General features: G+C 59.8%; 27 protein-coding genes and 1 pseudogene. 16 read left to right on the top strand and 12 right to left on the bottom strand.

Annotated features, from left to right (window positions below):
* Nucleotides 1–13 precede the first annotated feature (13 nt).
* Complete coding sequence (locus AB8B33_RS04965; protein WP_113324289.1) at nucleotides 14–1,204, bottom strand: hypothetical protein; 1,191 nt, start codon at nucleotides 1,202–1,204, stop codon at nucleotides 14–16.
* 229 nt (nucleotides 1,205–1,433) lie between these two features.
* On the opposite strand from AB8B33_RS04965, the gene parC reads away from it, so the two are divergent.
* Nucleotides 1,434–3,689: a DNA topoisomerase IV subunit A gene (gene parC, locus AB8B33_RS04970; protein ID WP_439014556.1), complete on the top strand. Its 2,256-nt coding sequence runs from the start codon at nucleotides 1,434–1,436 to the stop codon at nucleotides 3,687–3,689.
* 194 nt (nucleotides 3,690–3,883) lie between these two features.
* A complete protein-coding gene (locus tag AB8B33_RS04975) occupies nucleotides 3,884–4,381 on the top strand; it encodes an SRPBCC family protein (RefSeq protein WP_310382896.1) in 498 nt (165 codons plus the stop codon).
* Here the strand turns inward: AB8B33_RS04975 and AB8B33_RS04980 are convergent.
* The 6 genes from AB8B33_RS04980 to hemB form a co-directional block, all read right to left on the bottom strand.
* A complete protein-coding gene (locus AB8B33_RS04980) occupies nucleotides 4,371–4,763 on the bottom strand; it encodes a type II toxin-antitoxin system death-on-curing family toxin (protein ID WP_439014557.1) in 393 nt (130 codons plus the stop codon). The two genes, AB8B33_RS04975 and AB8B33_RS04980, sit on opposite strands and share 11 nt — an antisense overlap.
* Nucleotides 4,760–4,981 carry an AbrB/MazE/SpoVT family DNA-binding domain-containing protein gene (locus AB8B33_RS04985; protein WP_183822254.1) on the bottom strand — a complete coding sequence of 74 codons (222 nt, stop codon included), beginning with the start codon at nucleotides 4,979–4,981 and terminating at the stop codon, nucleotides 4,760–4,762. Before AB8B33_RS04985 ends, AB8B33_RS04980 begins: the two co-directional genes overlap by 4 nt.
* Before the next feature lie 57 nt (nucleotides 4,982–5,038).
* A complete protein-coding gene (locus AB8B33_RS04990) occupies nucleotides 5,039–5,917 on the bottom strand; it encodes a DMT family transporter (RefSeq protein WP_439014558.1) in 879 nt (292 codons plus the stop codon).
* On the bottom strand, nucleotides 5,917–6,693 hold the full coding sequence (locus AB8B33_RS04995) for an arginyltransferase (protein WP_113324283.1): 777 nt from the start codon (nucleotides 6,691–6,693) through the stop codon (nucleotides 5,917–5,919). The genes AB8B33_RS04990 and AB8B33_RS04995 overlap by 1 nt, the downstream gene beginning before the upstream one ends.
* 184 nt (nucleotides 6,694–6,877) lie before the next feature.
* On the bottom strand, nucleotides 6,878–7,336 hold the full coding sequence (locus AB8B33_RS05000) for an RDD family protein (protein WP_113324282.1): 459 nt from the start codon (nucleotides 7,334–7,336) through the stop codon (nucleotides 6,878–6,880).
* A gap of 73 nt (nucleotides 7,337–7,409) precedes the next feature.
* A complete protein-coding gene (hemB, locus tag AB8B33_RS05005; protein ID WP_439014559.1) occupies nucleotides 7,410–8,423 on the bottom strand; it encodes a porphobilinogen synthase in 1,014 nt (337 codons plus the stop codon).
* Between the two features lie 134 nt (nucleotides 8,424–8,557).
* On the opposite strand from hemB, the gene AB8B33_RS05010 reads away from it, so the two are divergent.
* Nucleotides 8,558–8,995 carry a DUF6163 family protein gene (locus tag AB8B33_RS05010; protein WP_113324281.1) on the top strand — a complete coding sequence of 146 codons (438 nt, stop codon included), beginning with the start codon at nucleotides 8,558–8,560 and terminating at the stop codon, nucleotides 8,993–8,995.
* A 129-nt stretch (nucleotides 8,996–9,124) separates the two neighbouring features.
* Nucleotides 9,125–9,637, top strand: coding sequence for a transcriptional regulator LdtR (ldtR, locus tag AB8B33_RS05015; protein ID WP_112544669.1), 513 nt, complete (start codon nucleotides 9,125–9,127; stop codon nucleotides 9,635–9,637).
* A 154-nt stretch (nucleotides 9,638–9,791) separates the two neighbouring features.
* Here the strand turns inward: ldtR and AB8B33_RS05020 are convergent, their stop codons facing one another.
* Nucleotides 9,792–10,142, bottom strand: coding sequence for a VOC family protein (locus AB8B33_RS05020; protein WP_439014560.1), 351 nt, complete (start codon nucleotides 10,140–10,142; stop codon nucleotides 9,792–9,794).
* Between the two features lie 521 nt (nucleotides 10,143–10,663).
* Between AB8B33_RS05020 and AB8B33_RS05025 the strand changes: the two genes are divergently transcribed.
* The 5 genes from AB8B33_RS05025 (at nucleotide 10,664) to AB8B33_RS05045 (ending at nucleotide 15,976) form a co-directional block, all read left to right on the top strand.
* Nucleotides 10,664–11,965, top strand: coding sequence for a L,D-transpeptidase family protein (locus AB8B33_RS05025; protein ID WP_310382902.1), 1,302 nt, complete (start codon nucleotides 10,664–10,666; stop codon nucleotides 11,963–11,965).
* A 182-nt stretch (nucleotides 11,966–12,147) separates the two neighbouring features.
* Nucleotides 12,148–13,446 (top strand): serine hydroxymethyltransferase, encoded by a 1,299-nt coding sequence (gene glyA, locus AB8B33_RS05030; RefSeq protein WP_439014561.1) that lies wholly within the window; start codon nucleotides 12,148–12,150, stop codon nucleotides 13,444–13,446.
* A 111-nt stretch (nucleotides 13,447–13,557) separates the two neighbouring features.
* On the top strand, nucleotides 13,558–14,034 hold the full coding sequence (nrdR, locus tag AB8B33_RS05035; protein ID WP_113324274.1) for a transcriptional regulator NrdR: 477 nt from the start codon (nucleotides 13,558–13,560) through the stop codon (nucleotides 14,032–14,034).
* Nucleotides 14,035–14,036: 2 nt separating this feature from the next.
* Nucleotides 14,037–15,356: a bifunctional diaminohydroxyphosphoribosylaminopyrimidine deaminase/5-amino-6-(5-phosphoribosylamino)uracil reductase RibD gene (gene ribD, locus AB8B33_RS05040; RefSeq protein ID WP_439014562.1), complete on the top strand. Its 1,320-nt coding sequence runs from the start codon at nucleotides 14,037–14,039 to the stop codon at nucleotides 15,354–15,356.
* A complete protein-coding gene (locus tag AB8B33_RS05045; RefSeq protein ID WP_113324272.1) occupies nucleotides 15,356–15,976 on the top strand; it encodes a riboflavin synthase in 621 nt (206 codons plus the stop codon). Before ribD ends, AB8B33_RS05045 begins: the two co-directional genes overlap by 1 nt.
* Here the strand turns inward: AB8B33_RS05045 and AB8B33_RS05050 are convergent.
* The 3 genes from AB8B33_RS05050 to AB8B33_RS05060 form a co-directional block, all read right to left on the bottom strand.
* The gene (locus AB8B33_RS05050; protein WP_439014563.1) at nucleotides 15,957–16,472 is read right to left on the bottom strand and encodes a GNAT family N-acetyltransferase; all 516 of its coding nucleotides are present in this window, start codon (nucleotides 16,470–16,472) and stop codon (nucleotides 15,957–15,959) included. The two genes, AB8B33_RS05045 and AB8B33_RS05050, sit on opposite strands and share 20 nt — an antisense overlap.
* 43 nt (nucleotides 16,473–16,515) lie before the next feature.
* Nucleotides 16,516–17,010, bottom strand: coding sequence for a cupin domain-containing protein (locus AB8B33_RS05055; protein ID WP_113324271.1), 495 nt, complete (start codon nucleotides 17,008–17,010; stop codon nucleotides 16,516–16,518).
* A gap of 123 nt (nucleotides 17,011–17,133) precedes the next feature.
* Nucleotides 17,134–17,493 (bottom strand): hypothetical protein, encoded by a 360-nt coding sequence (locus tag AB8B33_RS05060; protein ID WP_113324270.1) that lies wholly within the window; start codon nucleotides 17,491–17,493, stop codon nucleotides 17,134–17,136.
* 343 nt (nucleotides 17,494–17,836) lie between these two features.
* Between AB8B33_RS05060 and ribH the strand changes: the two genes are divergently transcribed.
* The 3 genes from ribH (at nucleotide 17,837) to AB8B33_RS05075 (ending at nucleotide 21,112) form a co-directional block, all read left to right on the top strand.
* The gene (gene ribH, locus AB8B33_RS05065) at nucleotides 17,837–18,292 is read left to right on the top strand and encodes a 6,7-dimethyl-8-ribityllumazine synthase (RefSeq protein WP_007819979.1); all 456 of its coding nucleotides are present in this window, start codon (nucleotides 17,837–17,839) and stop codon (nucleotides 18,290–18,292) included.
* Nucleotides 18,293–18,295: 3 nt separating this feature from the next.
* On the top strand, nucleotides 18,296–18,778 hold the full coding sequence (nusB, locus tag AB8B33_RS05070) for a transcription antitermination factor NusB (protein WP_439014564.1): 483 nt from the start codon (nucleotides 18,296–18,298) through the stop codon (nucleotides 18,776–18,778).
* A gap of 195 nt (nucleotides 18,779–18,973) precedes the next feature.
* Nucleotides 18,974–21,112 carry a sodium-translocating pyrophosphatase gene (locus AB8B33_RS05075; RefSeq protein ID WP_310382906.1) on the top strand — a complete coding sequence of 713 codons (2,139 nt, stop codon included), beginning with the start codon at nucleotides 18,974–18,976 and terminating at the stop codon, nucleotides 21,110–21,112.
* Between the two features lie 72 nt (nucleotides 21,113–21,184).
* On the opposite strand, the gene AB8B33_RS05080 is transcribed toward AB8B33_RS05075, so the two are convergent.
* The gene (locus AB8B33_RS05080) at nucleotides 21,185–21,718 is read right to left on the bottom strand and encodes an outer membrane protein assembly factor BamE (RefSeq protein ID WP_310382907.1); all 534 of its coding nucleotides are present in this window, start codon (nucleotides 21,716–21,718) and stop codon (nucleotides 21,185–21,187) included.
* Nucleotides 21,719–21,906: 188 nt separating this feature from the next.
* Here AB8B33_RS05080 and AB8B33_RS05085 point away from each other — a divergent pair.
* From AB8B33_RS05085 to AB8B33_RS05100, 4 genes and pseudogenes are all read left to right on the top strand, one after another.
* Nucleotides 21,907–22,498: pseudogene (locus AB8B33_RS05085) on the top strand (ubiquinol-cytochrome C chaperone family protein).
* A gap of 11 nt (nucleotides 22,499–22,509) precedes the next feature.
* Nucleotides 22,510–23,064 carry a YceD family protein gene (locus tag AB8B33_RS05090; protein WP_439014565.1) on the top strand — a complete coding sequence of 185 codons (555 nt, stop codon included), beginning with the start codon at nucleotides 22,510–22,512 and terminating at the stop codon, nucleotides 23,062–23,064.
* A gap of 101 nt (nucleotides 23,065–23,165) precedes the next feature.
* Nucleotides 23,166–24,212 carry a phosphate acyltransferase PlsX gene (gene plsX, locus AB8B33_RS05095; RefSeq protein ID WP_007819967.1) on the top strand — a complete coding sequence of 349 codons (1,047 nt, stop codon included), beginning with the start codon at nucleotides 23,166–23,168 and terminating at the stop codon, nucleotides 24,210–24,212.
* A gap of 19 nt (nucleotides 24,213–24,231) precedes the next feature.
* Nucleotides 24,232–25,203: a beta-ketoacyl-ACP synthase III gene (locus tag AB8B33_RS05100; RefSeq protein ID WP_439014566.1), complete on the top strand. Its 972-nt coding sequence runs from the start codon at nucleotides 24,232–24,234 to the stop codon at nucleotides 25,201–25,203.
* Nucleotides 25,204–25,258 lie beyond the last annotated feature (55 nt).

Below are 25,258 nucleotides of genomic sequence, written 5' to 3' on the forward strand. Positions count from 1 at the left end.
ATCCAGAACAGGCTCAATCGTTCGCCGAAACCTTCACGCCGAGCATCTGCGGCACCGTGTTGGGTGCACCCATGGCAGCGCCGACAATCATCGGGAAGGCGACCGGCTTGTCCGGCGTGGCCTTGACGGTCAGGCTCTTCGGATTGTCGAGGAAGGTGCTGACGGCAGCCGAAATCGCATTCTGCAGTTCCGGAATATTGAGCTGTGCCAGCATGATCGGCGTCATGGCCTTCAGCGAATCTGCCATCTGCTGGCCCGAAACATTCTGCTTCGAACCGGCATAATCCAGCGCGCGCTTGGTAATCGAGGCATCCTCGAAGCGAATCTGGGCGGAATCGAATGTCAGCTGCTGGGCAAGGCCGAGCATGGCGAGACCGAGCGCCTGCTGTGCTTCTTCCTTGTTCGGATTGGCTTCCGACTGCTTGATCGCGTCCTGCATCGACTTCATGAAGGCGATCGTGTAGCCGGAGATCTTGAGGCCGAAGTTCAGCTTGCCGACATTGGTGACGTCGAAGGAAATCTCGGAGAGATCGATCGTGCCGGGCTCGATATCCCAGGCGCCCTTCATGGTGATGTCACCCTGGAGGTGCTGAAGCGCCAGCTTCTCGATCGCTTCCTTGCTGTCCGGAGTGTCTCCGGCCTGGCTGAGATCGGCCTTCATGCTCTTGAACGCGCCGTCAAAATCGAAGCCGGATTCATCTTCGCGCAACGTTGCGTTCATGTCGCTTTGGAGCACCGAGAACACCTCCGTACCATCCTTGACGACCTTGATCGCACCGGTATGGGCGCTCTCGGCGAAGAACATGGAGTCAATAGTGTCGCCGGGTTGGGCGGGAACGGAGATGCCGCCGAGCGTCAGCTCCTGGGCGCTCACGGTCACGCCGTCCTTGGACGAGTTGATGTCGGGGAAAGCGGCCCCTTCGATATAGTAGCTGCCATCATCCTGCTCTTCCACGCCGGAGAGGGTGACCTCGCCGATGGAGACCGGTTCGCCGCCAGCCGGCTTGATGCTGAGGTTCTTGAGGGTGACGGTCGTGCCGTCGATATCGATGCCATCCGAGGCAACGATCATCCCGCCCTGCTGGCTGTAGGCGGCATTGATCTTCTTCAGGAGGTCCTGGCCGTCCAGCGCGAACGCAGAACCGGCGAACGAAAGAAGGGCTGCGCTCGACAGCATCAGCTGCGTTGTGCGGTAAAAGGTCATGAGAAAGTCCCCTGGTGGTGTGTGCCGTTGAATATTGCAATGAAACGACTGCGGAACGGTCCGGCTTTATATTTTGCAGACCCCTAAATTTCTGTTGAAGGGCTCGGCAAACAAAGTCCAAATTCGGGCGATACTTTTCCCGTCTTTCATGTCAGCTGGAAGACGTCATCCACAGCCGGAATGCCTGGATTCCTTGCCCCACAGGTACTTCTGAGTTAGTCAGGGTTCTATGGGACAAGAGATTTTACCGCCTTCTGGCGGAGACGGCGACAATATTCAACCGGTCGACCTGAAGGCGGCGCTCGAAGAGCGCTACCTTCGCTATGCGCTGTCGACCATCATGCACCGCGCACTGCCGGATGTGCGTGACGGCCTGAAGCCGGTTCATCGCCGCATCGTCTATGCGATGCACGACATGGGCCTGCGGCCGACTGCGGCTTTCAGGAAATGTGCAAAGATCGTCGGCGAAGTGATGGGTAACTATCACCCGCACGGCGACCAGTCGATCTATGACGCGCTGGCGCGTCTGGCGCAGGACTTTTCGCAGCGTTACACGCTGGTGAACGGGCAGGGCAACTTCGGCAATATCGACGGCGACAGTCCTGCCGCCATGCGATACACCGAATCGAAGATGACCGCGGTCTCCGAGCTGCTGCTCGAAGGCATCGATCAGGATGCCGTCGATTTCCGCGACACCTACGACGAATCCAATTCCGAGCCGATCGTTCTTCCCGGCGCCTTCCCGAACCTCCTGGCGAACGGTTCTTCGGGCATCGCAGTCGGCATGGCGACGTCCATTCCCTCGCACAATGTACACGAGGTCTGCGACGCCGCGCTGCATCTGATCAAACATCCCGATGCCACCATCGAGAAGCTCGTCGAATTCATTCCCGGCCCGGATTTTCCGACGGGCGGCATCATCATCGATAATAAAGAGAGCATCATCGAGAGCTACCGCACCGGCCGCGGCGGTTTTCGCGTGCGTGCAAAGTGGGAAACGGAGGATCTCGGCCGCGGCGGCTACCAGATCATCATCACCGAAATTCCCTTCCAGGTGCAGAAATCGCGGCTGATCGAAAAGATCGCCGAGCTCCTGATCGCCCGCAAGCTGCCGCTGCTGGAAGACATCAGGGACGAATCGGCCGAGGATATCCGCGTCGTCCTAGTGCCGAAGAGCCGCACGGTCGATCCGACCATCCTCATGGAATCCATGTTCAAGCTGACGGAACTGGAAAGCCGCTTCCCGCTGAACATGAACGTCCTGTCGATGGGCGTGATCCCGCGCGTCATGGCGCTGAACGAAGTGCTGAAGGAGTGGCTGGCGCACCGTCGCGACGTTCTTCAGCGCCGCTCGCGCTTCCGTCTTGCCGCCATCGACAGGCGCCTCGAAATCCTCGGCGGCTTGCTGATTGCCTATCTCAACATCGATGAGGTGATCCGCATCATCCGCGAGGAGGATGAGCCGAAGCCCGTCATGATGGCGCGCTGGGACCTGACGGACAATCAGGTCGAGGCGATCCTCAACATGCGGCTGCGCGCTCTGCGCAAGCTCGAAGAATTCGAGATCCGCAAGGAACACGACGAGCTCACCAAAGAAAAGGGCGAGATCGAAGCGCTGCTCGCGTCCGACGACAAGCAGTGGCAGACGGTTGCCTGGGAAATCGGCGAGGTGAAGAAGAAATTCGCCAAGGCCACCGAGGTCGGCCGTCGCCGCACGCAATTTGCCGAAGCTCCTGACGCCGACGAGGAAGCCATCCAGCACGCGATGATCGAGAAGGAACCGATCACCGTCGTCGTCTCGGATAAGGGCTGGATCCGCGCTCTGAAGGGCCACATCTCCGATACTTCGGCGCTGACCTTCAAGGAAGGCGACGGCCTGAAGGTGGCCTTCCCTGCGCAGACGACGGACAAGATCCTGATCGTCACGACCGGTGGCAAGGTCTTCACGCTTGGCGGCGACAAGCTGCCCGGCGGCCGCGGCCACGGCGAACCGCTGCGCATCATGATCGACATGGAAAATGATCAGGACGTGCTGACCGCTTTCGTCCACGATGCGGCGCGCAAGATGCTGATCGTCTCCACGGAAGGAAATGCTTTCGTGGTTCCGGAAACGGAAATGGTCGCCAATACCCGCAAGGGCAAGCAGATCATGAACGTCTCCATGCCGCACGAGACAAAGCTTCTCGTACCCGTGACCGGCGATCATGTCGCCGTCGTCGGCGAGAACCGCAAGATGCTGGTCTTCCCGCTGAGCCAAGTGCCGGAAATGACGCGTGGCAAGGGCGTACGCCTGCAGCGCTACAAGGATGGCGGCATTTCCGACGTTCGCTGCTTTGCCATTACCGATGGCCTGAGCTGGGAAGACAGCGCCGGCCGCACCTTCACGAAGAACAAGGACGAGCTTGCCGAATGGCTGGCCGACCGCGCCACCGCCGGCCGCACCGTGCCGAAGGGCTTCCCGCGCAGCGGTAAATTCGCCGGCTGATCCCGGAATTTTGAGGCTCCGCCCTTGGCGGGCGGAGCAATTCCTCTATCTCTGTCCTGTCACCCAAAAGAAGGGCCAACAAAAAGGGCAGTGTCGTTCCGCGGGCGGGCGGGATGGCCATAAGCCGTGCGCTTGGGAGCGCGCGCGAACAATAGAGGCCCCAACAACGGAGGCCCACCAACGGAGGAACGCCGATGCCCGCCGCCAATACCATCAAACTGCATATCGCCCACAGCTACAGGGCGCCGCCCGCCACGATTTATGATGCCTGGCTCAATCCCGAAATCGCCCGCCGCTTTTTATTCGCGACCGACGACGGCCACGTCATCCGCGCCGATATCGATCCGCGCGTCGGCGGCCGCTTCATCATCGTCGACCGCCGCCCGACCGGTGACGCCTTTCATCACGGCGTATTCCTGGAGTTGAAGCGCCCCAGACACATCGTCTTCTGCTTTTCGGTCGAGGAGCACGACCACAATTGCGATCGCGTCGAAATTGATATCGAACCGCTCGGCAGCGGCAGCCGCCTCACCGTCACGCATGAAATGTGCGCGGAATGGGCGGAATACGAGGAAAAGACCCGCCAGGGCTGGACGCATATCGTCGAAGGGCTGGATCGGGAACTGGAGCTTTCCGCTGGTTCGAAACGATCGAATCCCGAAGCAGGCCAGTCCGCCGGCGCTATGGCTTAAGCGGGATCGTGTGATCGCGTAGGAAGCGCGTCGCGCCGTCCTCGTCGATTTCGCCTGCCGCGACATCCAGCACGAATGTGATGATTTGCGCGTTGTCAGCGTCGATAAGGTAGCCGTTGATATAGAGAAATGTGAAAGCTGCGAGGTAGCCGGTGCGCTTGTTGCCGTCCGCAAAGGGATGGTTTCGAACGATCCCATGCAGATAGGCTGCTGCCAACACGAAAATATCCGGCTCGCCATAAGCCGCTTTGTTAATCGGTCGTGCCAAGCCCATTTCCAATGCATCGACAGAGCGAAGCCTTGGCAGACCGCCATGTTCGGCGATCTGCTCTTCATGCATTTTTTCAATCGCCTCACGGCTGAGCCACTTCAAACGGCTCATTTCGCGAGTTCGCGAAGGGCAACCCTATATTTTTCCATGCCGATGCGTGCAGCCCGCATCTGTTCTGCGAGATCTGCGGATTCCGGAACCAGATGGATTGTGCCGTCGGTTTCGCGCAGCTCAAGGCTATCGCCACTGCTGAGCCCAAGACGTTGAAGCACTTCCTTCGGAATGATGACCCCTTCCGAATTGCCGATTTTGCGGATGGTGACGTTCATAAATGCTTCCTGTGGCAACAAGGTTATAACAGAAAATAGGTCATAATCACTCGCCGATCAAGCGGCCTGAACGCTCTTGCCTTTCGCCATCCAGACGGAATGGGCAGCAATCGCCGCAACGAGTATCGCACCACCGACGAGCGTCATCGTGGCGGGTGTCTCAGCGAAGATTAGCCAGACCCAGATCGGCGCGAGTACCGTTTCCAGCAGGTAGAACATGCCGACTTCGGGCGCCGAGAGGAAACGCGGTCCCGTCGCCAGGCACCAGAAGGCGACCGGCATCATGATGGCGCCGTTGAAGACGATCCAGCCGGGATGCGTGATTGAGAGTCCCGAAGGTAGGATCTGCGCCAGGCCGAGTGCAGCTGGCAAGAGTGCGGCAAGCAGCGGAACGAAACCCATCTCCCGGCGCGAGGCCCGCCCGACAGTGATGGCGGCGGCAAGCACCAGCGCGCTCAAAAGTGCCATCGCGTCGCCGAAGACATGGCCGCTCGAAAGTCCCTCGCGCACGATCAGCCCGACGCCGAAAATCATGAACAGCATGGTGATCAAAGTTACCGGTTGCGGCTTCTCCTTGAGAAACAGCCAGGACAGCAACGCCCCGAACATCGGGTTGAAGGCGACGATGAAGACAACATTGGCGGTGGCCGTGTTGAAGACTGCCAATACGAAAGTCACGGAAGAGAGGCCGTATAGGAACCCGGCCAGTAGACCGGGACGACCCGGAACGAGCAGCGGCCATCTGCCGGAGAAAAGGCGCATCGCAATCAGGATGACGAACGTGGCAAGAACCGTCGCCACGCTCCGCGCGGTGAGGATCGACCAGATCTCGCCATCGGCGAGGCGAACGAGCGGAATGTCCATGGAAAGCGCCAGCCCGCCGACTGCCGTCAGCAGCAGGCCCTTCCCATGATCGGAAAGGTGGGAAAGGGGCATCAGTCCTGCGGATCGTCCTGGAGGGAAGAGGGATCGAAGCGTTCCCAGCCGCGCGGCGTCAGATGTTCCTGCGGCTGGAAGCGTGTCTTGTAGTCCATCTTCCGCGATCCTTGAACCCAGTAGCCGAGATAGACATGCGGCAGGCCGAGCGCTCTCGTGCGGCGCACATGATCGAGGATCATGAAGGTGCCGAGCGAGCGCCGGTCGAGATCGGGATTGAAGTAGGAATAGACCATGGAGAGCCCGTCGCTCATCGTGTCGGTCAGTGCGGCGGCGAGCAACTCGCCCTTCGGCCGCGTTTCCAGCCCGGAGCCTTCCTCGCGCCGGCGGTATTCGATGATCTTGGTGTTCACATGCGTGTCTTCCACCATGATCGCATAATCGAGCACGGTCATATCGGACATGCCGCCCTGCTGGTGGCGATAGTCGAGGTAACGGCGGAAGAGGGAATATTGCTCGCTCGACGGCTGGGCCGGAAATTCCGTGGCGATGATATCGGAATTGCTCGCCAGCACCCGCTTCATCGATTTGGTGGGTTCGAACTCCTGCGCCAGGATGCGCACGGACACACAGGCGCGACAGGCCTCGCAGGCGGGGCGGTAGGCGATGTTCTGCGAACGGCGGAAGCCACCCTGGGTCAGTATATCGTTCATCTCCGCCGCTCGGGGGCCGACGAGATGGGTGAAGACCTTACGCTCCATCTCATGCGGCAGATACGGACAGGTAGCCGGAGCCGTCAGATAAAACTGAGGGGATGGCGTGGTCTGCGTATTCATCTCTTGCGGAGATTTCCTTTCGGGGCGCCTGTCATTTCCAGACAGCATGACGCAAGAATAAAAAACGTCAACAGCGCGGCATTCAGTGCCGCGCAATCGAATATTCGATTTCTTGGATATGGCGCCCTTTTGTGGCCGGCAAAGGGCGGCCGGAGACTTTATTTCGTCCCCCGCCGGGAAGGAATCAGCTGGTGCGGACCGTAGCCGTGCCGACGAGGAAATCGTGCAGCAGGCGCGAGCGCTCTGTGAACAGGCCAACCAGCAGAATCAGCGGCGTCAATACCGAGTTCAGGATCCAGAACAGCGCCAGATGCGCGATCGCCATGAAGAAGTCCATCTGACGTCCGTCGACGCGCACGATCGCGATACCCATCGCGCGCATGCCGAGCGAGGCCTGTAACGGACCGCCGACACCCAGGCCGAAGTAGATGCCCGCGACGATGACGTACAGGGCCGGGAAAAGAATAAAGCCGAGCCCGAACGTGACGATCCCGAGGAAGAACACCACGATCGCTGCCGGAATGCAGAGCAGGGCGATAATGATGTAGTCGAGAATGAATGCGAAGACGCGACGGCTGAGCACACCACTATAGGCGCGCCAGTCCTCCGGTGCGGCATAAAGCGGATTGGGGTTGTAGCTCATCCATATCTCCCTTCGAAAGACGATGCCGCTGATATGGTATCGTCAGGGGGAAATACAATAATTCACCAGAAAATCACCTTTTTGCGAGGATTTTCGCCACTTCTGGCGCAAAATAGGTGAGGACGCCGTCGCAGCCGGCGCGCTTGAAGGCCAGTAGCGTCTCCATCATGATCCGCTCGCCATCGATCCAGCCGTTCATCGCCGCAGCCTTGATCTGCGAATATTCGCCCGAGACCTGATAGGCGAAAGTCGGCAGGCCGAAAGCCTCCTTAACGCGCCAGCAGATATCGAGATAGGCAAGCCCCGGCTTGACCATCAGCATGTCTGCGCCTTCCTCGACATCGAGGGCGGCATCGCGGATCGCTTCGGTGCCGTTCGCCGGATTGATGTAATAGCTATTCTTGTCGCCCTTCAGCAGGCCCTTGGTGTTGATCGCTTCGCGATAGGGACCGTAGAAGCCGGAAGAGAATTTCGTCGCATAGGACATGATGCCGACGCTCTGGTGCCCGGCGGCATCGAGCCCGCGGCGGATCGCGCCGATGCGCCCGTCCATCATCTCGGAGGGGGCGATGATATCGGCGCCGGCATCGGCCTGCAGGATCGCCGCCCGAACGACCTGATCGACCGTTTCGTCATTGACGATCTCGCCATCGCGCAGGATGCCGTCATGCCCGTGGCTGGTGAAGGGGTCGAGCGCCACATCGGTAATAATGCCGATATTGGGTACCGCCTTTTTGATGGCCGCTGTCGTCTGATTGATGAGGTTATTGGCAACCAGGCTGTTGGAGCCCGTTTCGTCGCGCAATTCCATCTCGATGTCGGGGAAAGTGGCAAGCGCCGGGATGCCGAGATCGGCAGCTTCCTTCGCCGCTTCGACCGCCTTGTCGACGCTCATGCGGTTCACGCCCGGCATCGCCGCGATCGGATCGACAATGCCTGTTCCCGGGACGACGAAGATCGGCCAGATCAGATCGTCAACCGTCAGGCGGTTTTCCTGCACCAGCCGGCGCGTCCAGTCCGCCTTGCGGTTGCGCCGCATACGGCGGTGACCGGTGATTTCATCGACGAGATGCGTCTTGTCCTGCATGATATCTGTCCCTGGGCCATTCCATTTATCGGAGCGCTCATTATCATGCGCCCCGGAAAATCCAAACCGGACGATTGGCCGCGGCGGATGAAAGCCGAACAACTGAAGCTGCAACTCGAGTGTGATCTCCCGCCATGGAAACCGATTCTCCGACGATACCGAAGCGGACGCTGACGGATATCCTCTTTATCTTCTTCCTGCGGCTCGTTGCCGTTTCCTGCTTCTGGTTCGGCCTGCAATATTGGGCGATGCTCGTAGGCTACTCGCTCGTCGGCGCCGGCCGCTTCGATCTGTTGAGCCTGCCGTGGAAGGTCGCAAGCACCTCCCTTGCCGTTCTTTTCCCTGTCGCCTCGCTCGGCCTCTGGCTCACCGTTTCCTGGGGGCCGGTCATCTGGGTGCTGGCCGCCGGCGGCCAGATCCTCATGTACGGCCTGCTTCCGCAGATCTTCGGACCCAATCGGCTGATCATCCTGTTCCACGTGATCGTGGCCGTAATCTACTGGATTTTCAGGCTTTCCCTGTGGCTGGAGCGGCGCCGGCAACGACGCCAGGTAAGCGTTGATTTACCCTGATACATCAAGGGGTTTCCGGTAAGCCTCTGTTAAGCCTGCGGTTTAAGTCGAATTTTATATGTATTCGATAGGGTCTCACTCAAGGCGGGAAGAAAACGACACCGCCAAACAAAACAGTGAGGCAGTCAAATGAACACGAAAATCAAGCCGCAGGCGGCATCGACTTTCCATGCACACGAACAGGGCATCCGTGATCTTTACATGGAATCCCTTCATCTTGTTGAACGTCTTCACCGTCGTCTGCTGGACGTCATCAAGGACGAGTTCGACCGTCAGGGCCGCAGCGATGTCAACGCCATCCAGGCGCTCCTGCTCTTCAATATCGGCAACTCCGAGCTGACCGCCGGCGAGCTGCGTTCGCGCGGCTACTATCTCGGCTCGAACGTTTCCTACAACGTCAAGAAACTGGTCGACCTCGGCTTCATCAACCACCAGCGCTCGCGCATCGACCGCCGCTCGGTCCGCATCAGCTTGACCGAAACCGGCCAGGACATCGCCGAAACGGTGGCCCGGCTCTACGAACGCCACATCGCCTCGATCGACAAGGTCGGCGGCATCGGCACGGATGAGTTTACGCAGATGAACAAGCTTCTGCAGCGGCTGGACCGGTTCTGGAACGATCAGATCCTGTATCGCCTGTAACCTGAAAGCCTGTTCCCTGCAGGCTTCTGGGACCTCCTTACTGGCACCACGGGGCGCTACGGTGTGCGAGATTGCACGCGGTGGCGCCCGTTTCCGCTACTATTCTATCCCCGTTTTCAGAAAACGCTGGAATTTGTGGCCATCGGCCTGGACGTCAGGTTCGTTCTGCCCTGTAGCAGACAAACGCCAGTTTGTTGCCGTCTGGATCACGAACATAAGCGCCGTAAAACCCATCGCCATACTGGGGCCGGAACCCCGGAAGGCCTTCGTCGAATCCACCATTTCGTAGGGCAATGTCGTAGAGCAGATCTATCTTGACCGCGCTGTCGACAAGAAACGCTGTAATTGTCCCATTGCCGACCGTCGAGCGAGCCCCATCAAACGGATACCCCGTGAAGAAACGAGGAATGCTTTCATCAGCCACGACACCCCACGACGCCGACTGGCTGTCTCGCCAGCATTGATCCAGTCCCATCTCGTCGAATATGGGGTCGTAGAATCTCAACGCTCGACCCAAATCCGCGGTTCCACCATCGTGTAGCCGATCATTAAAACCTCTCCCTTCGTTTGAGCCGCCCGGCAGCAGAATAAGGATTACTTAAATACGGCGTCAAAATCTCAAGGTCGCGGTTCCACGCCTTCGCTTTCACCGTTCGCGCCTGCGTGGCATCTTTGCAACGCAGGGCAGCCAAGCGCAAAGCCCGGTATTCAAGCCGTTTTTTAGTCGTTATTAACCCTCACGGTTTACCCGTCATATGGTTCGTTGCATGCGGTCTCCGGCAACCGGCAGTCTGTCTTCCGGTCCGGCAACACGAATTGGCCATATTGATGTGACAGCGGAATATTCGGTAGCCGGCGCTTCGATGAGCCATCGGGACATCTGAGTTGCTCCTCGCAATCTTGTGATGGGACTGGCGGAATTTCCAGGTGCGCCGGAAGAACGAACGGATAGGGATCTGCGTTAAAGCGCAGAATATCGCAAAGAGCCGCGGGTTCCTCCACCGTGGCATTGAGTGGTTGGGACGAATGTCTAAGAAGAACGGAATTGAAGCTCTCTCGCGCCGCGCCTTCCTGGCGTCGGCGGCAACGGTTGGTGCCGGCGCGCTTGCCGGACCCGCATTCGCGCAATCGGCGCTCGATGGTCTCCTGAATGCCCCGAAACGCGGCAACTGGGACGACCAGTTCGACGCCAAGGCTGCCTCGCGCACGGCGACTGCCGTCCTTTCCAACACTCCGATCCTCAGCCCGCAGTCGGTGCCGAGCACCCAGCAGGCGATCATGCAGTATCAGCAGATCGCTTCCGCCGGCGGCTGGCCCGAAGTCAATCCGGGAGATCAGCGCCTGCAACTCGGTGTTAGCTCCCCCACCGTCCAGGCGCTGCGCCAGCGTCTCGCGATCACCGGCGATCTGCCGCGTGAAGCCGGCCTGTCCAACGCTTTCGATTCCTATGTCGACGGCGCCGTCAAGCGCTTCCAGGCCCGTCACGGCTTGCCCGCCGATGGTGTGCTCGGCGAATTCACGCTGAAGGCGATGAACATCCCGGCCGATGTGCGCCTGCAGCAGTTGAACACCAACCTCATCCGCCTGCAGACCTTCCCGGAAGATCTGGGCCGCCGCCACCTGATGGTCAACATTCCGGCCGCCTATGTGGAAGCCGTTGAAGACGGCAGCGTTGCAACTCGTCATACCGCAGTTGTCGGCCGCTTGAGCCGCCCGACGCATCTCGTCAACTCGAAGGTTTACGAAGTCATCCTCAACCCGTACTGGACGGCACCCCGCTCGATCGTCGAGAAGGACATCGTGCCGCTGATGCGCAAGGATCCGACCTATCTCGAAAAGAACGCCATCCGCCTGATCGACGGCAAGGGCAACGAAGTCGCCCCTGAAACAGTCGACTGGAACGGCGAGGCACCGAACCTGATGTTCCGCCAGGACCCGGGCAAGATCAACGCCATGGCGTCCACCAAGATCAACTTCTACAACAAGAACGGCGAGTATATGCACGACACGCCGCAGCAGGGCCTGTTCAACAAGCTCATGCGCTTTGAATCCTCGGGCTGCGTGCGCGTCCAGAACGTGCGCGACCTATCGAACTGGCTGCTGCGTGAAACGCCCGGCTGGAACCGTCAGCAGATGGAGCAGGTGATCGCAAGCGGCACCAATACGCCGATCAAGCTCGCCACCGAAGTTCCTGTCTATTTCGTCTATATCTCGGCCTGGGGCATGCCCGACGGCGTCGTTCAGTTCCGCGACGACATTTACGAGATGGACGGCAATGCCGAACTGGCGCTCGACACCACCTCGGGCATGGAACAGCCGGTGCAGTAAGTCCGGCTTGTGGAATTCACGGAAAGCCGCGCCATGTGCGCGGCTTTTTTCATTCCGGCGAGGCAGCATTCGACGCAAAATGTTCGGCCCGCGCGCTTAGCCCAGCAAATGTCGTTCTTCGTATTGCCCTCGCATCGGCGGAAGGCTAATACCTTGCCGCATTCCAGTGAAGGAGCCAGCCCATGACCAATGCTTCCACCGAATCCTTCTTCAATCGCTCGCTTGCGGACGTCGATCCGGAAATCTTCGGCGCGATCGAAAAGGAACTCGGTCGTCAACGGCATGAGATCGAACTGATCGCATCCGAGAACATCGTTTCCCGAGCCGTTCTGGAAGCCCAGGGCTCCATCATGACCAACAAATACGCCGAGGGTTATCCGGGCAAGCGCTATTACGGTGGCTGCCAGTTCGTCGATATCGCCGAGGAACTGGCCATCGAGCGCGCCAAGAAGCTCTTCGGCGTCAACTTCGTCAACGTTCAGCCGAACTCCGGTTCGCAGATGAACCAGGCCGTATTCCTGGCGCTGCTGCAGCCGGGCGATACCTTCATGGGTCTCGACCTGAATTCAGGTGGTCACCTGACGCATGGTTCGCCTGTCAACATGTCCGGCAAGTGGTTCAACGTCGTGTCCTACGGCGTGCGCGAAGGCGACAACCTGCTCGACATGGATGATGTCGAGCGCAAGGCTAAAGAACACAAGCCGAAGCTGATCATCGCCGGCGGCACGGCCTATTCCCGCATCTGGGACTGGAAGCGCTTCCGCGAGATCGCCGACAGTGTCGGCGCTTACCTGATGGTCGACATGGCCCACATTGCCGGTCTCGTTGCCGGTGGCGTGCATCCGTCGCCGTTCCCGCACTGCCATGTTGCGACCACCACGACCCACAAGTCGCTCCGAGGCCCGCGCGGCGGCGTCATCCTGACGAATGACGAGGATCTGGCCAAGAAGTTCAACTCGGCTGTCTTCCCTGGTCTCCAGGGCGGCCCGCTGATGCACATCATCGCCGCCAAGGCCGTTGCCTTCGGCGAGGCGCTGCAGCCGGAATTCAAGGAATATGCCGCCCAGGTCGTCAAGAACGCCAAGGCGCTAGCCGAAACGCTTGTCGCCGGTGGACTCGACGTCGTCTCGGGCGGCACCGACAACCACCTGATGCTGGTCGACCTTCGCAAGAAGAATGCCACCGGCAAGCGCGCAGAAGCCGCACTCGGCCGCGCCTACATCACCTGCAACAAGAACGGCATCCCGTTCGACCCTGAAAAGCCCTTCGTCACCTCTGGTGTACGCCTCGGCGCGCCGGCCGGCACGACGCGCGGCTTCAAGGAAGCGGAATTCCGCGAGATCGGTAACCTCATCGTCGAGGTTCTCGATGGCCTGAAGGTTGCCAATTCCGACGAAGGCAATGCCGCCGTCGAAGCTGCCGTCCGCGGCAAGGTGGTGAATCTGACCGATCGCTTCCCCATGTATGAATACATGGGCTAGAGCGCCGTGCGCCCGTTCGGGCGCACTAAGGACGCTCTAACTCTTTGAATCTACGCATCAGGCTTTCCGAAAATCGGTTACGATTTTCGGGCCGATGCTGAAGGAGAAGGCATGCGCTGCCCCTATTGCGGTTCGGAAGATACGCAGGTCAAGGATTCACGCCCGGCGGAGGATAACACCTCCATCCGCCGGCGTCGTATCTGTCCAGATTGCGGCGGACGCTTCACGACCTTCGAGCGCGTGCAGTTGCGCGAGCTTATGGTCATCAAGAAGACCGGCCGCAGGGTACCCTTCGATCGCGACAAGCTTGTCCGTTCCTTCGATGTGGCGCTGCGCAAGCGCCCCGTCGATCGTGACCGTATCGAGCGCGCTGTCTCCGGCATCGTGCGCCGGCTGGAAAGCTCGGGCGAAACGGAAATCTCCTCCGAGCAGATCGGCCTGCAGGTTCTGGAAGCCATGAAGAGCCTCGATGACGTCGGCTTCGTGCGCTACGCTTCGGTCTATCGCGATTTCTCGCATGCTGAGGATTTCGAAAAACTGATCGCTGAGATCAACGCCAAGATCGGCCGCGATCCGCTGGACGTCTGACCATGAGCGAGGGGATCGCGCGGCCTGAGGACGAACGCTTCATGGCAGCCGCGATCCGCCTGTCGCGCTGGCATACGGGCCAGACTTCCACGAACCCATCCGTCGGCTGCGTCATCGTTCGAGATGGCGCGATCGTCGGCCGTGCCGTGACCGCACTCGGCGGCCGCCCGCATGCCGAGCCGCAGGCGCTCGCCGAAGCGGGTGAACTTGCCCGTGGTGCGACGGCCTATGTCACGCTTGAACCCTGCTCGCATCATGGCAAGACGCCACCCTGCGCCGAGGCCCTGATCGCTTATGGCGTCGGTCGCGTCGTCATCAGCGTCACCGATCCCGATGTCAGAGTTTCCGGCCGCGGTATTTCCATGCTGCGCGATGCCGGCATCGAGGTGACCTCGGGCGTATTGGAGGAAGAGGGCAGGCAATCGCTGGCAGGCTATCTCACCCGCCAGACGAAAAACCGCCCCTATGTGACTCTCAAGCTTGCGGTTTCCGCCGATGGCATGATCGGCCGCGAGGGGGTAGGGCAGGTGGCGATCACAGGTCCGGAGGCCCGTGCCCAGGTGCAGGCGCTGCGGGCCGAAACCGATGCCATTCTTGTCGGAATCGGCACGGCGATATCGGATGATCCGTTGCTGACGGTGCGGACACCGGGCCTTGAAGCGCAATCACCCGTTCGCATCGTGCTCGACCCCAATCTGGCCCTGCCGCTGACGAGCAAGCTTGTCGAAACGGCGCGGGAGGTGCCGGTGATTGTGGTGGCGAGTGAAGAGATTTCACCGCTGGGATCGGAGGCGGACGGGACACCCCCCTCTGTCCTGCCGGACATCTCCCCCACAAGGGGGGAGATCGGCAAGGCGCTTGCTCCGAATTCCCAAGATGGTAGCTCGTCACCCGCAACGGAAAATGTAGAGCAGGGAGCCAGCCCCCAGCCAATCTCCCCCCTTGTGGGGGAGATGTCCGGCAGGACAGAGGGGGGTAACGCACCCGCCGACCCCACCGAGATGGACTCCCGCCGCGCCGCACTCGAAGCCGCCGGCGTCGAGGTCCTCTACTGTAATCCCTATCACCCCGAAGTCCTGCTGCCGGCGCTTGCCACACGCGGCATCTCCTCGCTCCTGGTCGAAGGCGGCGCGAAGACTGCGAAGCTTTTCCTCAAAGCCGGACTCGTCGATCGCATCCAGCTTTATCATGCGCCTGTCGTCATCGGCGACGGCGGTATTGAATCCCCGCTGCAGGCAACCGACATACCATCCGGTTTCGCCCACAGGGGCACTTACATATTCGGCGCGGATCGCCTGGACGAATACGAAAGAGAGAATTGATGTTCACCGGAATTGTCACTGATGTCGGCACGATCGAATCCGTTTCGGCGCTGAAGGAAGGCATCAAGCTTCGCGTCGCGACAAATTACGACCCGGCGACCATCGATATGGGCGCTTCCATCTCTCATTCAGGCATCTGCCTTACCGTGACCGGCCTGCCGCAGGATGGCAGCAACGGCCGCTGGTTTGAGGTTGAAGCATGGGAAGAGGCGCTGCGCCTCACCACTATTTCCACCTGGCAGGCGGGCAGCCATATCAATCTCGAGCGCTCGCTGAAGATCGGTGACGAACTTGGTGGCCACATCGTTTCCGGACATGTCGACGGCAAGGCCGAGATCTTGTCTGTGACGGAAGAGGGCGACGCCACGCGTTTCCGCCTGCGCGCACCCACCCAACTCGCGAAATTCGTGGCGCCCAAGGGTTCGATCGCGCTCGATGGCACGTCGCTGACCGTCAATGCTGTCGATGGCACGGATTTCGACGTGCTGTTGATCCGCCACACGCTGGAGGTCACGACCTGGGGCGAGCGCAAGGCCGGCGACTTCGTCAATTTCGAGGTCGATACGATGGCGCGTTATGCCGCTCGTCTTGCCGAGTTTCCTACCGCGAAAACTGAATGATCGGGCCGTTATAGTCGGTCCGCGCCGTTTCCCTGAAACCGAGCTTGGCCGCGACCTTGAGCGACGGCGCATTATCAGGGCTGATGATGCAGGTCATCAACCGTCCCGGAAACTGCTTCTCGCCCCAGCCGATGATCGCCTTCAGCGCCTCCGTGGCATAGCCCCTGCCATGGGCTGAAGGGATCAACGCCCAGCCCACCTCCATCGTGCCTTCGATTGAAGGCTGCATCTCGCGTTTTGCTTCGAGGAAACCCGCTTCACCGATGAAGCGGCCTCCATCCTTCTCTTCGATCGCGAAAAAACCGAAGCCCATGTGATGCCACATGCCGGCAAGGCGCAGCAGGCGCGACCAGCTTTGTTCGCGGGTAGAAGGCACGCCGCCGATGAAGCGCACGACGTCTTCGTCGCGCCAGAGTTCGAAATGCGCGTCGAAATCATCGAGCCGGTGCGCGCGCAGAATGAGCCGTCCGGTTTCCAGTGTCGGAATATCGATCATGAATAGGATGCTCTCAAGCGAGGGGTGACGACGGTGCTTTTTATCAAAGGCCCGGCTCGCCATCCCAGTAATCAAGTGCATTTTCTCCCCGGCCGATATGGTCGAAGGAGCTGCCGTCGCGATTGGTCTTGGCGAGGAATTTGCCGGAATCGGGATATTCGCAGATCTCGGTCTTCGCCTTGGTCGACAGGCCCAAATAGATAAGCGGCGTTGATCCGGTATTGATGATCTGATGGGCCGTTTCCGGCCCGCCCGAGGGGGCGCCCAGCACATCGCCCTTCTTGATCGGATAGCGCTGGTCGCCGAAGCGATATTCTCCGGTACCCTCGATGATATAGAAGAGCTCGTCCTCGACATGGTGGTTGTGAAAAGGGCAGCCGGATTTGCCGGGCGGCACTTCACTGTAGCTGATGCCGAGATTGGCAAGCCCCAGATCTTTTCCGAAAGACGTGTCGCGGCTTTCGAAGAGCCTTCCCCTCGTCCAGTGTTCGAGGGAGAGATCGGCCGTGTTGATGACCGGTGTTGCGTTCGTCGCCATGGGGTCCTCCGCTTTGGCGAGAAGACAATCCAATCCGGCGGAAAATGCAACAGCGATTTCGATAGAAGGCGGAACGGACGGTGAGGAGATCAACCGCCCATGCCGCCTTCCAAGCTGGCAGCCTCAGCGAACGTAGAACGTAATGCCGCCGTCGGCTGCCTGTTCGGCGTTCACGACATTGCGGATATTGACGCCATCATTGTTGAGCTGGTGTGCCAGCGACCTATTGGCATCAATGGAAGCCTGAATGGCGTGGACAGCGCTTTGGGAGCGCTGGAGGACGGAGCGCGGGCCGGTGCTTTCGTCGTCGAGGTTGTGCCAGTTATAGACGGGCTGGATGTCGAAGTTGTTGCCCTGGAAGGTGCGGAGCGTCTGTTCGATGCCCTCTGCGCTATTCATGCCAAGGCTTTCAGCCTGGCTGACGCCGGCAAATGCGAGGGAGGAGAAAGCGGCGGCAATGGTGATTTTAGCAAGGCGGTTCATGATGGTATCCTTTCGTCTGCAGCGGCGGTCGGCTGTCAACAGGGGATCGTCTGCGTTACGACTGAGATTTGGCGCTGCAGCATTGTTCTTTCAATGGATTAAGCTACTGAAAATCAATTACAAATTGTTCATGAATTCTGCCTTGGATTTGCCGTTATTGCGTCAGCCGGCTAAGCATGTTTTTTGCGTCGTTGCACCCGACGAAGCGCGCCTGAGCTATCCCATTGCAGATATTTTGTCTTTCCTTCAGAGCGCCACCCGAATTTGCTTGCCATTCGTTCGAAGGCATGTTTTGACCGCGGCCTGCCCGAGTGGAAAATGCCCCTCCAACCGAAGGTGAACCATGCCGAAAGAGACCGCTCCCCATATTTTGATCGTCGAAGCACGCTTCTATGACGACATGGCCGATGCTCTTCTGGAAGGCGCGACCTTCGCGCTGGAAGAAGCAGGCGCCACCTTTGACGTCGTCACTGTGCCCGGCGCGCTGGAAATTCCGGCGACGATTGCCATGGCGCTCGATGGCGCGGATAATGACGGCACGCAGTATGACGGTTTCGTCGCACTCGGCATGGTCATCCGCGGCGAGACCTATCATTTCGACATCGTGTCGAACGAGTCCTCGCGCGCGCTTATGGATCTCGCCGTCAGCGAGTCCCTTGCCATCGGCAACGGCATCCTGACCGTCGAGAACGATGAACAGGCCTGGGTGCGCGCGCGCCGCTCGGAAAAGGACAAGGGCGGTTTCGCCGCCCGTGCAGCTCTCACCATGATCGAGCTGAAGAAGAAGTTGGGTGCATAAAGAATGACTGACGAAAATACCGAACGACCGGTCAAGGCTGCCAACCAGCGGGGCGCTGCACGCCTCGCGGCTGTGCAGGCGCTTTATCAGATGGATATCGGCGGCACCGGCGTTCTGGAAATCGTGGCGGAATACGAGGCGCATCGCCTCGGCCAGGAACTTGACGGCGAAACCTATCTGAAGGCCGATGCCGGCTGGTTCCGCTCGATCGTCTCAGGCGTCGTGCGCGACCAGCTCCGCCTCGACCCGCTGATTGCCTCTGCCCTACAGGACGACTGGGCTCTGTCGCGCCTGGACAGCACTGTCCGCGCCATCCTGCGTGCCGGCGTTTTCGAACTCGTCGACCGCAAGGACGTGCCGGTCGCCGTCATCGTTACCGAGTATGTCGAGATCGCTCATGCCTTCTTCGACGACGATGAGCCGAAGCTCGTCAACGCCGTTCTGGACCGCATCGCCAAGCAGGTGCGCGGCGACCAGAAGAAATAGGCACTTAGCCGCCAAACGATCCCTCCCTTTCTTTCTTCGGAACTGCAAGGCTTTTGAAGTTTTGCAGTCTTGACGCGACGTTATCGACCACGCAATCTCCGCTCGCCAGCTGAGCGTTTCTATGGAGAGGAGTCGATTCAGCAGCATTCGTCGCCGGAGAAGGAGTGAGTTCCGGCTTATGGGAGGAAAGAGCGAATGACCATTCTTTTATTGGTAATCGCATGTGGCCTGCTCTCGGTGGTCTATGCCATCTGGGCAACCCGGTCGGTGCTTGCTGCCGACCAGGGCAACAGCCGCATGCAGGAGATCGCGGGCTATATCCGCGAGGGCGCCCAGGCCTATCTGACGCGTCAGTATAGAACCATTGCCATCGTAGGCATTGTCGTTTTCATTGCAGCATGGCTGCTCCTTTCCGCCACGGCAGCGATCGGGTTCCTGATCGGCGCCGTCCTCTCGGGTGCTGCCGGCTTCATCGGCATGCATGTCTCCGTCCGCGCCAATGTGCGCACCGCCCAGGCCGCATCAGCCAGCCTCTCGGCCGGTCTGGACATCGCCTTCAAGTCGGGTGCGATCACCGGCCTTCTGGTTGCCGGGCTCGCACTGCTCGGCGTCTCCATCTATTATTATGTGCTGACGATCGTGCTCGGCCACGAGGCCGGCTCGCGTGAGGTCATCGACGCCCTCGTAGCGCTGGGCTTCGGCGCATCGCTGATTTCGATCTTCGCCCGTCTCGGCGGCGGCATCTTTACGAAGGGTGCCGACGTCGGCGGCGACCTCGTCGGCAAGGTTGAGGCCGGTATTCCGGAAGACGATCCACGCAACCCCGCAACCATTGCCGATAACGTCGGCGATAACGTCGGCGATTGCGCCGGCATGGCGGCCGACCTTTTCGAAACCTACGCAGTGTCCGTCGTCGCCACTATGGTTCTTGCGTCAATCTTCTTTGCCGGCGCACCCATCCTGCAGTCGGCTATGATCTATCCGCTGGCAATCTGCGGCGCCTGCATCATCACCTCGATCATCGGCACCTTCTTCGTCAAGCTCGGCTCGAATGGCTCGATCATGGGCGCCCTCTACAAGGGCCTCATCGTGACGGGCCTTCTATCCATCATTGGTCTTGGTGCCGCGACCTCGATGACGGTCGGTTGGGGGTCGCTCGGGCAGGTCGCTGGTTTCGACGTCACCGGCACGAAGCTTTTCTTCTGCGGTCTCGTTGGCCTCGTCGTCACAGCGCTGATCGTCGTCATCACCGAATATTATACCGGCACCGGCAAGCGCCCGGTCGTTTCGATCGCCCAGGCATCGGTCACCGGCCACGGCACCAACGTCATCCAGGGCCTTGCGGTATCCTTGGAATCGACGGCACTTCCGGCAATCGTCATCGTCGGCGGCATTCTTGCCACCTATCAGCTCGGCGGTTTGTTCGGTACCGGTATTGCGGTCACAGCCATGCTTGGTATCGCCGGCATGATCGTAGCACTCGACGCTTTCGGACCGGTAACGGACAATGCCGGCGGCATCGCCGAAATGGCCCATCTACCACCAGAGGTACGCAAGTCCACTGATGCGCTTGATGCTGTCGGCAATACGACAAAGGCTGTTACGAAGGGCTACGCCATCGGTTCTGCTGGTCTCGGTGCGTTGGTTCTCTTCGCGGCCTATTCCTATGACCTCAAATATTTTGCGGCGAATGGCGACAAGTTTCCTTATTTTGCCGGCATCGGCGAAATTTCCTTCGATCTTTCCAACCCCTATGTGGTGGCGGGATTGATCTTCGGAGGTCTCATTCCCTACCTCTTCGGCGGGATCGCAATGACTGCCGTCGGCCGTGCGGCTGGTGCGATCGTCGAAGAAGTGCGACGGCAGTTCAAGGAAAAGCCCGGCATCATGCAGGGTACGGAAAAGCCGGATTACGGCAAGGCCGTCGATCTTCTGACCAAGGCCGCGATCCGAGAAATGATTATCCCGTCGCTGCTGCCGGTGCTGGCACCTATCGTCGTCTATTTCGGCGTGCTCATCATCTCCGGCTCCAAGGCGTCGGCCTTTGCAGCACTTGGCGCATCGCTGCTCGGCGTCATCATCAACGGTCTCTTCGTCGCGATCTCGATGACCTCGGGTGGCGGCGCATGGGACAATGCCAAGAAGAGCTTCGAAGACGGCTTCGTCGACAAGGACGGCGTGCGCCATATGAAGGGCTCGGAGGCTCACAAGGCATCGGTGACGGGTGATACCGTCGGCGATCCCTACAAGGATACGGCCGGTCCCGCCGTCAACCCGGCGATCAAGATCACCAACATCGTGGCGTTGCTGCTGCTGGCGATTCTTGCGCATTAAGACGCGCTAGCCAACAGAACAAAAACCCGCCGGATCGTTCCGGCGGGTTTTCTGTATGGGAAACAGCTTGCTTTAGCGCAGGCTGGACGGGTTCTGCGGTGTGCCGCCGGCACCGCCACCGAAGAGGCTCTTGGCTGCATTGGCCGCGCTGCCGCCGGACAGCATCTGCTGCAGGAAGGTGAGTTCGCGCCCGCCCGTCGGCGTAACGCGGGCAATCGTGTCGAATACCTTGCCGTCCTGCAGGGTGTAGTTGGCGCGGCGGGTCACGACGCCGTCCTTGTCGAAATAGATGGCGAGAATGCTCTGCTCGGTGACGCGCAGCTTCTGGTAGGCCATCGAGCGTTGGCGGCGCTGCGAGATGTAATAGAAGACTTCGCCGTCGAAGGTTGCTGTCGTGGACGGTGTACCGAGCGACAGCAGCACCTGCTCGCGGCTGGAACCCTCAGGCACCAGCGCCAGCGACTGCTGGTCGACGATATAGCCGCCGTTCAGCACGGTGCTCGTCTGGCAGCCTGAAAGGGCGGTGGTGGAGGCGATTATGATGGCTATGGCCGCATTGCTGAAGAATTTCATGTCTGACTTGAAATACCGTTTCTTCAACGACATCTACTCCCTTGAGTATCGATAGCAGCCATTCCAAATACTGCGTGCTTCCTCCTGCAAAACCATTGTGGCCATTCCGGGGTCGAACTCTCCCGATCCGCCTCGTTGTGCACCGGAGCGCACCTGTCCCGAAACCGGCCACGAACAGCATTGCAATTCGCGCCTGCTTCGGTAAACCAGCTTTCGAAATCATGCAACAAGGCCCGGTGCCGCTCGGCGCCAAGAATGCGGCATTTCCGGAAAAAACAAATGATCTTCGGGCTCTTCGGTAAGAGAAACAGCAACCAGACCATCGTCGAGCGGCAATATGCGGCTCTTACGGCCGCTGCCCGCATGCCGGAGCTCTATGAGCGCCTTGACGTGCCCGATACCGTCATGGGCCGCTTCGAGATGCTGTCGATCGCCATGATCCTGTTTTTCCGCCGCACCCGCACCTCCGGGACGAGCGGCCAGGAGATCGCCCAGGAAATCGTCGATGCCTTCTTTCAGGATATCGACTATTCGATTCGCGAACTCGGCATCGGCGACAACAGCGTGCCGAAGCGCATGAAGAAGCTCGCGGGCATGTTCTATGGCCGGCTGGAAGCCTATTCGAAGGCTATGGATGCCGGTGATGCCGCCGCTCTTTCCGCAGCGCTTCAGCGCAATATTTATCCCGAAACCGCCGGGGCCGCCGACATGAGCGGCCTCGCGCAATGGATGATGGCGGCGGAAGCCCACTTGTCGGCCATTCCCGAAGAGGCGATCGCCACCGGTTCGGCGACGATTCCCGAGGTCGCCTGAGGAGTAGAATCATGAAGAAAGATCCGAGCGAGATTTCCTTTTCCTATCCGGTCAAGGTCGGACACATCTCCGCCAATCCGGTCGAGGTCCGCGTGAGCGCCGACAAGGATGAGCTGAAGGCGCTGGCCGAAAGCTGGAACGTCGTGTCGGTGGACAATCTCCGTGCCGAACTGCAGATCAACAGATGGAAGCGCGACGGTATCCGCGTCAAGGGACGCGTGCAGGCGAAGATCGTCCAATCCTGTATCGTCACCCTCGAGCCCGTCGAATCCGAGATCGACGAGACCTTCGAGCAGATCTTCGTGCCTGAAAATTCCAAGCTCGCCCGCCATCCGGCTAATGATACCGGTGAAATGGTGCTGGATCCCGATGGCCCGGACCTGCCGGAAATCTTTACCGGCGATACGATCGATGCCGGTGAGGTCGTCGCAGAATTCGCAGCACTTGCCATCGATCCTTATCCGCGCAAGGAAGGCGTGGAGTTCGCGGCCCATATCGAGGATACGGGGGAAAATGACCGGAAGCCCTCTGCATTCGCCGCGCTCAAGGACTGGAAAAAGGACTGAAGCATCTCCGGCATTTGCCACAATTCAGTTGTAAGCGACGCCAAAACCGGTATTTTGGCCGAAATTTCGTCCTTGAGGCGAAAGAGAAGGATCAGGGACGCGTGATCAGAATATCTCTCGACCTCATGGGTGGCGACTTTGGTCCCCAGGTTGTCATCCCCGGTGCTGCCAAGGCGCTGGACAGGCACCCGGATATTTCCTTCGTCTTTTACGGCATCAAGGAACAGTGCGACCCGGTTCTGGCGAAGTTTCCCAAGCTCAGGGAAAAGTCGACCTTTCATGATTGCGAACTTGCCGTCAGCATGGAAGAGAAGCCGAGCCAGGCGCTGCGCCGCGGCCGCTATGTCTCCACCATGTGGCGCACGATCGAAGCGGTGAAGTCGGGCGAGGCCGATGTCGCCGTTTCCGCCGGCAACACCGGCGCGCTCATGGCGATGGCCAAGTTTTGTCTGCGCACGATGGCCAATATCGAACGCCCGGCGATCGCCGCCATCTGGCCGACGATGAAGGGCGAAAGCATCGTGCTCGATGTCGGCGCCACGATCGGCGCCGATTCGCAGCAGCTCATGGATTTCGCTCTCATGGGTGGCGCCATGGCGCGAGCCCTGTTCGAGGTGGAGCGTCCGACCGTTGGCCTGCTGAATGTCGGCGTCGAGGAAATCAAGGGCCAGGAAGAGGTCAAGGAAGCCGGGCGCCTGCTGCGCGAGGCCAATCTTGATTCGCTCGAATATTCCGGCTTCGTCGAGGGCGACGATCTCGGCAAGGGTACGGTCGACGTCGTGGTGGTGGAAGGCTTTTCCGGCAATATCGCGCTGAAGGCGGCCGAAGGCACGGCCCGGCAGATCGGCGCCTATCTGCGCGCCGCCATGTCGCGCACGCTGCTTGCCCGCATCGGCTATCTCTTTGCCAAGAGCGCCTTCGACATGCTGCGTGAGAAGCTTGATCCGAGCAAGGTCAACGGCGGCGTGTTTCTTGGCTTGAACGGCATCGTCATCAAGAGCCATGGTGGAGCGAATGCCGAAGGCATAGCCGCGGCCATCGAAGTCGGTTATGACATGGCCAAGAATGGCCTGACCCAGAAAATAGAAAACGATCTCAAAAAATATCATGCCAAGCGGCTGCCCCCGATGGGGCCGGAAGCCGCGTGAGCGACGGGGTTCAAGCAATATGATCCGATCAGTGGTTCGTGGCTTCGGAGCTGCACTTCCGAAACGCGTGATGACCAACCGCGAAATGGAAGGTGTCGTCGATACGTCGGACGAATGGATCGTCCAGCGTACCGGCATCCGGCAGCGTTACATTGCCGGCGATGACGAAACGACGGCGTCGCTCGGCGAGGCTGCAGCGCGTGCCGCGCTCGCAAATGGCGGGCTGACGCCTGATGATATCGATATGATCATCTGTGCCACCTCGACGCCCGACAACACCTTCCCGGCGACATCTGTCAACATCCAGAATCGTCTTGGTATGGCGCATGGCTTCGCCTTCGACGTTCAGGCCGTCTGCACGGGTTTCGTCTATGCGGTAACGACGGCTGACTCCTATATCCGTGGCGGTCTTGCCAAGCGCGTGCTCGTCATCGGCGCTGAGACCTTCTCCCGCATCCTCGACTGGAATGACCGCACCACTTGCGTGCTTTTCGGCGACGGCGCCGGCGCGATCGTGCTGGAAGCAGCCGAAGGCGAGGGGACGACGGCAGACCGCGGCGTGCTGACCGCACATCTGCGCTCCGACGGCTCGCACAAAGAAAAACTCTATGTCGACGGCGGTCCGTCCTCGACGGGTACGGTCGGCAAGCTGCGCATGGAAGGCCGCGAGGTCTTCAAATATGCCGTGGGCATGATTACCGACGTCATCCAGGCCGCTTTCGATTCGACCGGAACGACTTCAGATGATCTCGACTGGCTGGTCCCCCACCAGGCCAATCGCCGCATCATCGACGGTTCGGCCAAGAAGCTGAACATTGCCCCGGAAAAGGTTGTCATTACCGTCGATCTGCACGGTAATACGTCTGCTGCCTCCATTCCGCTGGCACTTGCGACGGCTGCCGGCGACGGACGCATCAAGAAGGGCGACCTCGTGATGCTGGAAGCCATGGGCGGCGGCTTCACCTGGGGTGCGGTTTTGCTGCGCTGGTAGGCGCAAATCCTAAAAAACTGGCGGCGAACAAGAGCTTGACCGTGAGGCACAAGAC

This window comes from Rhizobium sp. 768_B6_N1_8, assembly GCF_051811225.1.
Classification (GTDB): domain Bacteria; phylum Pseudomonadota; class Alphaproteobacteria; order Rhizobiales; family Rhizobiaceae; genus Rhizobium.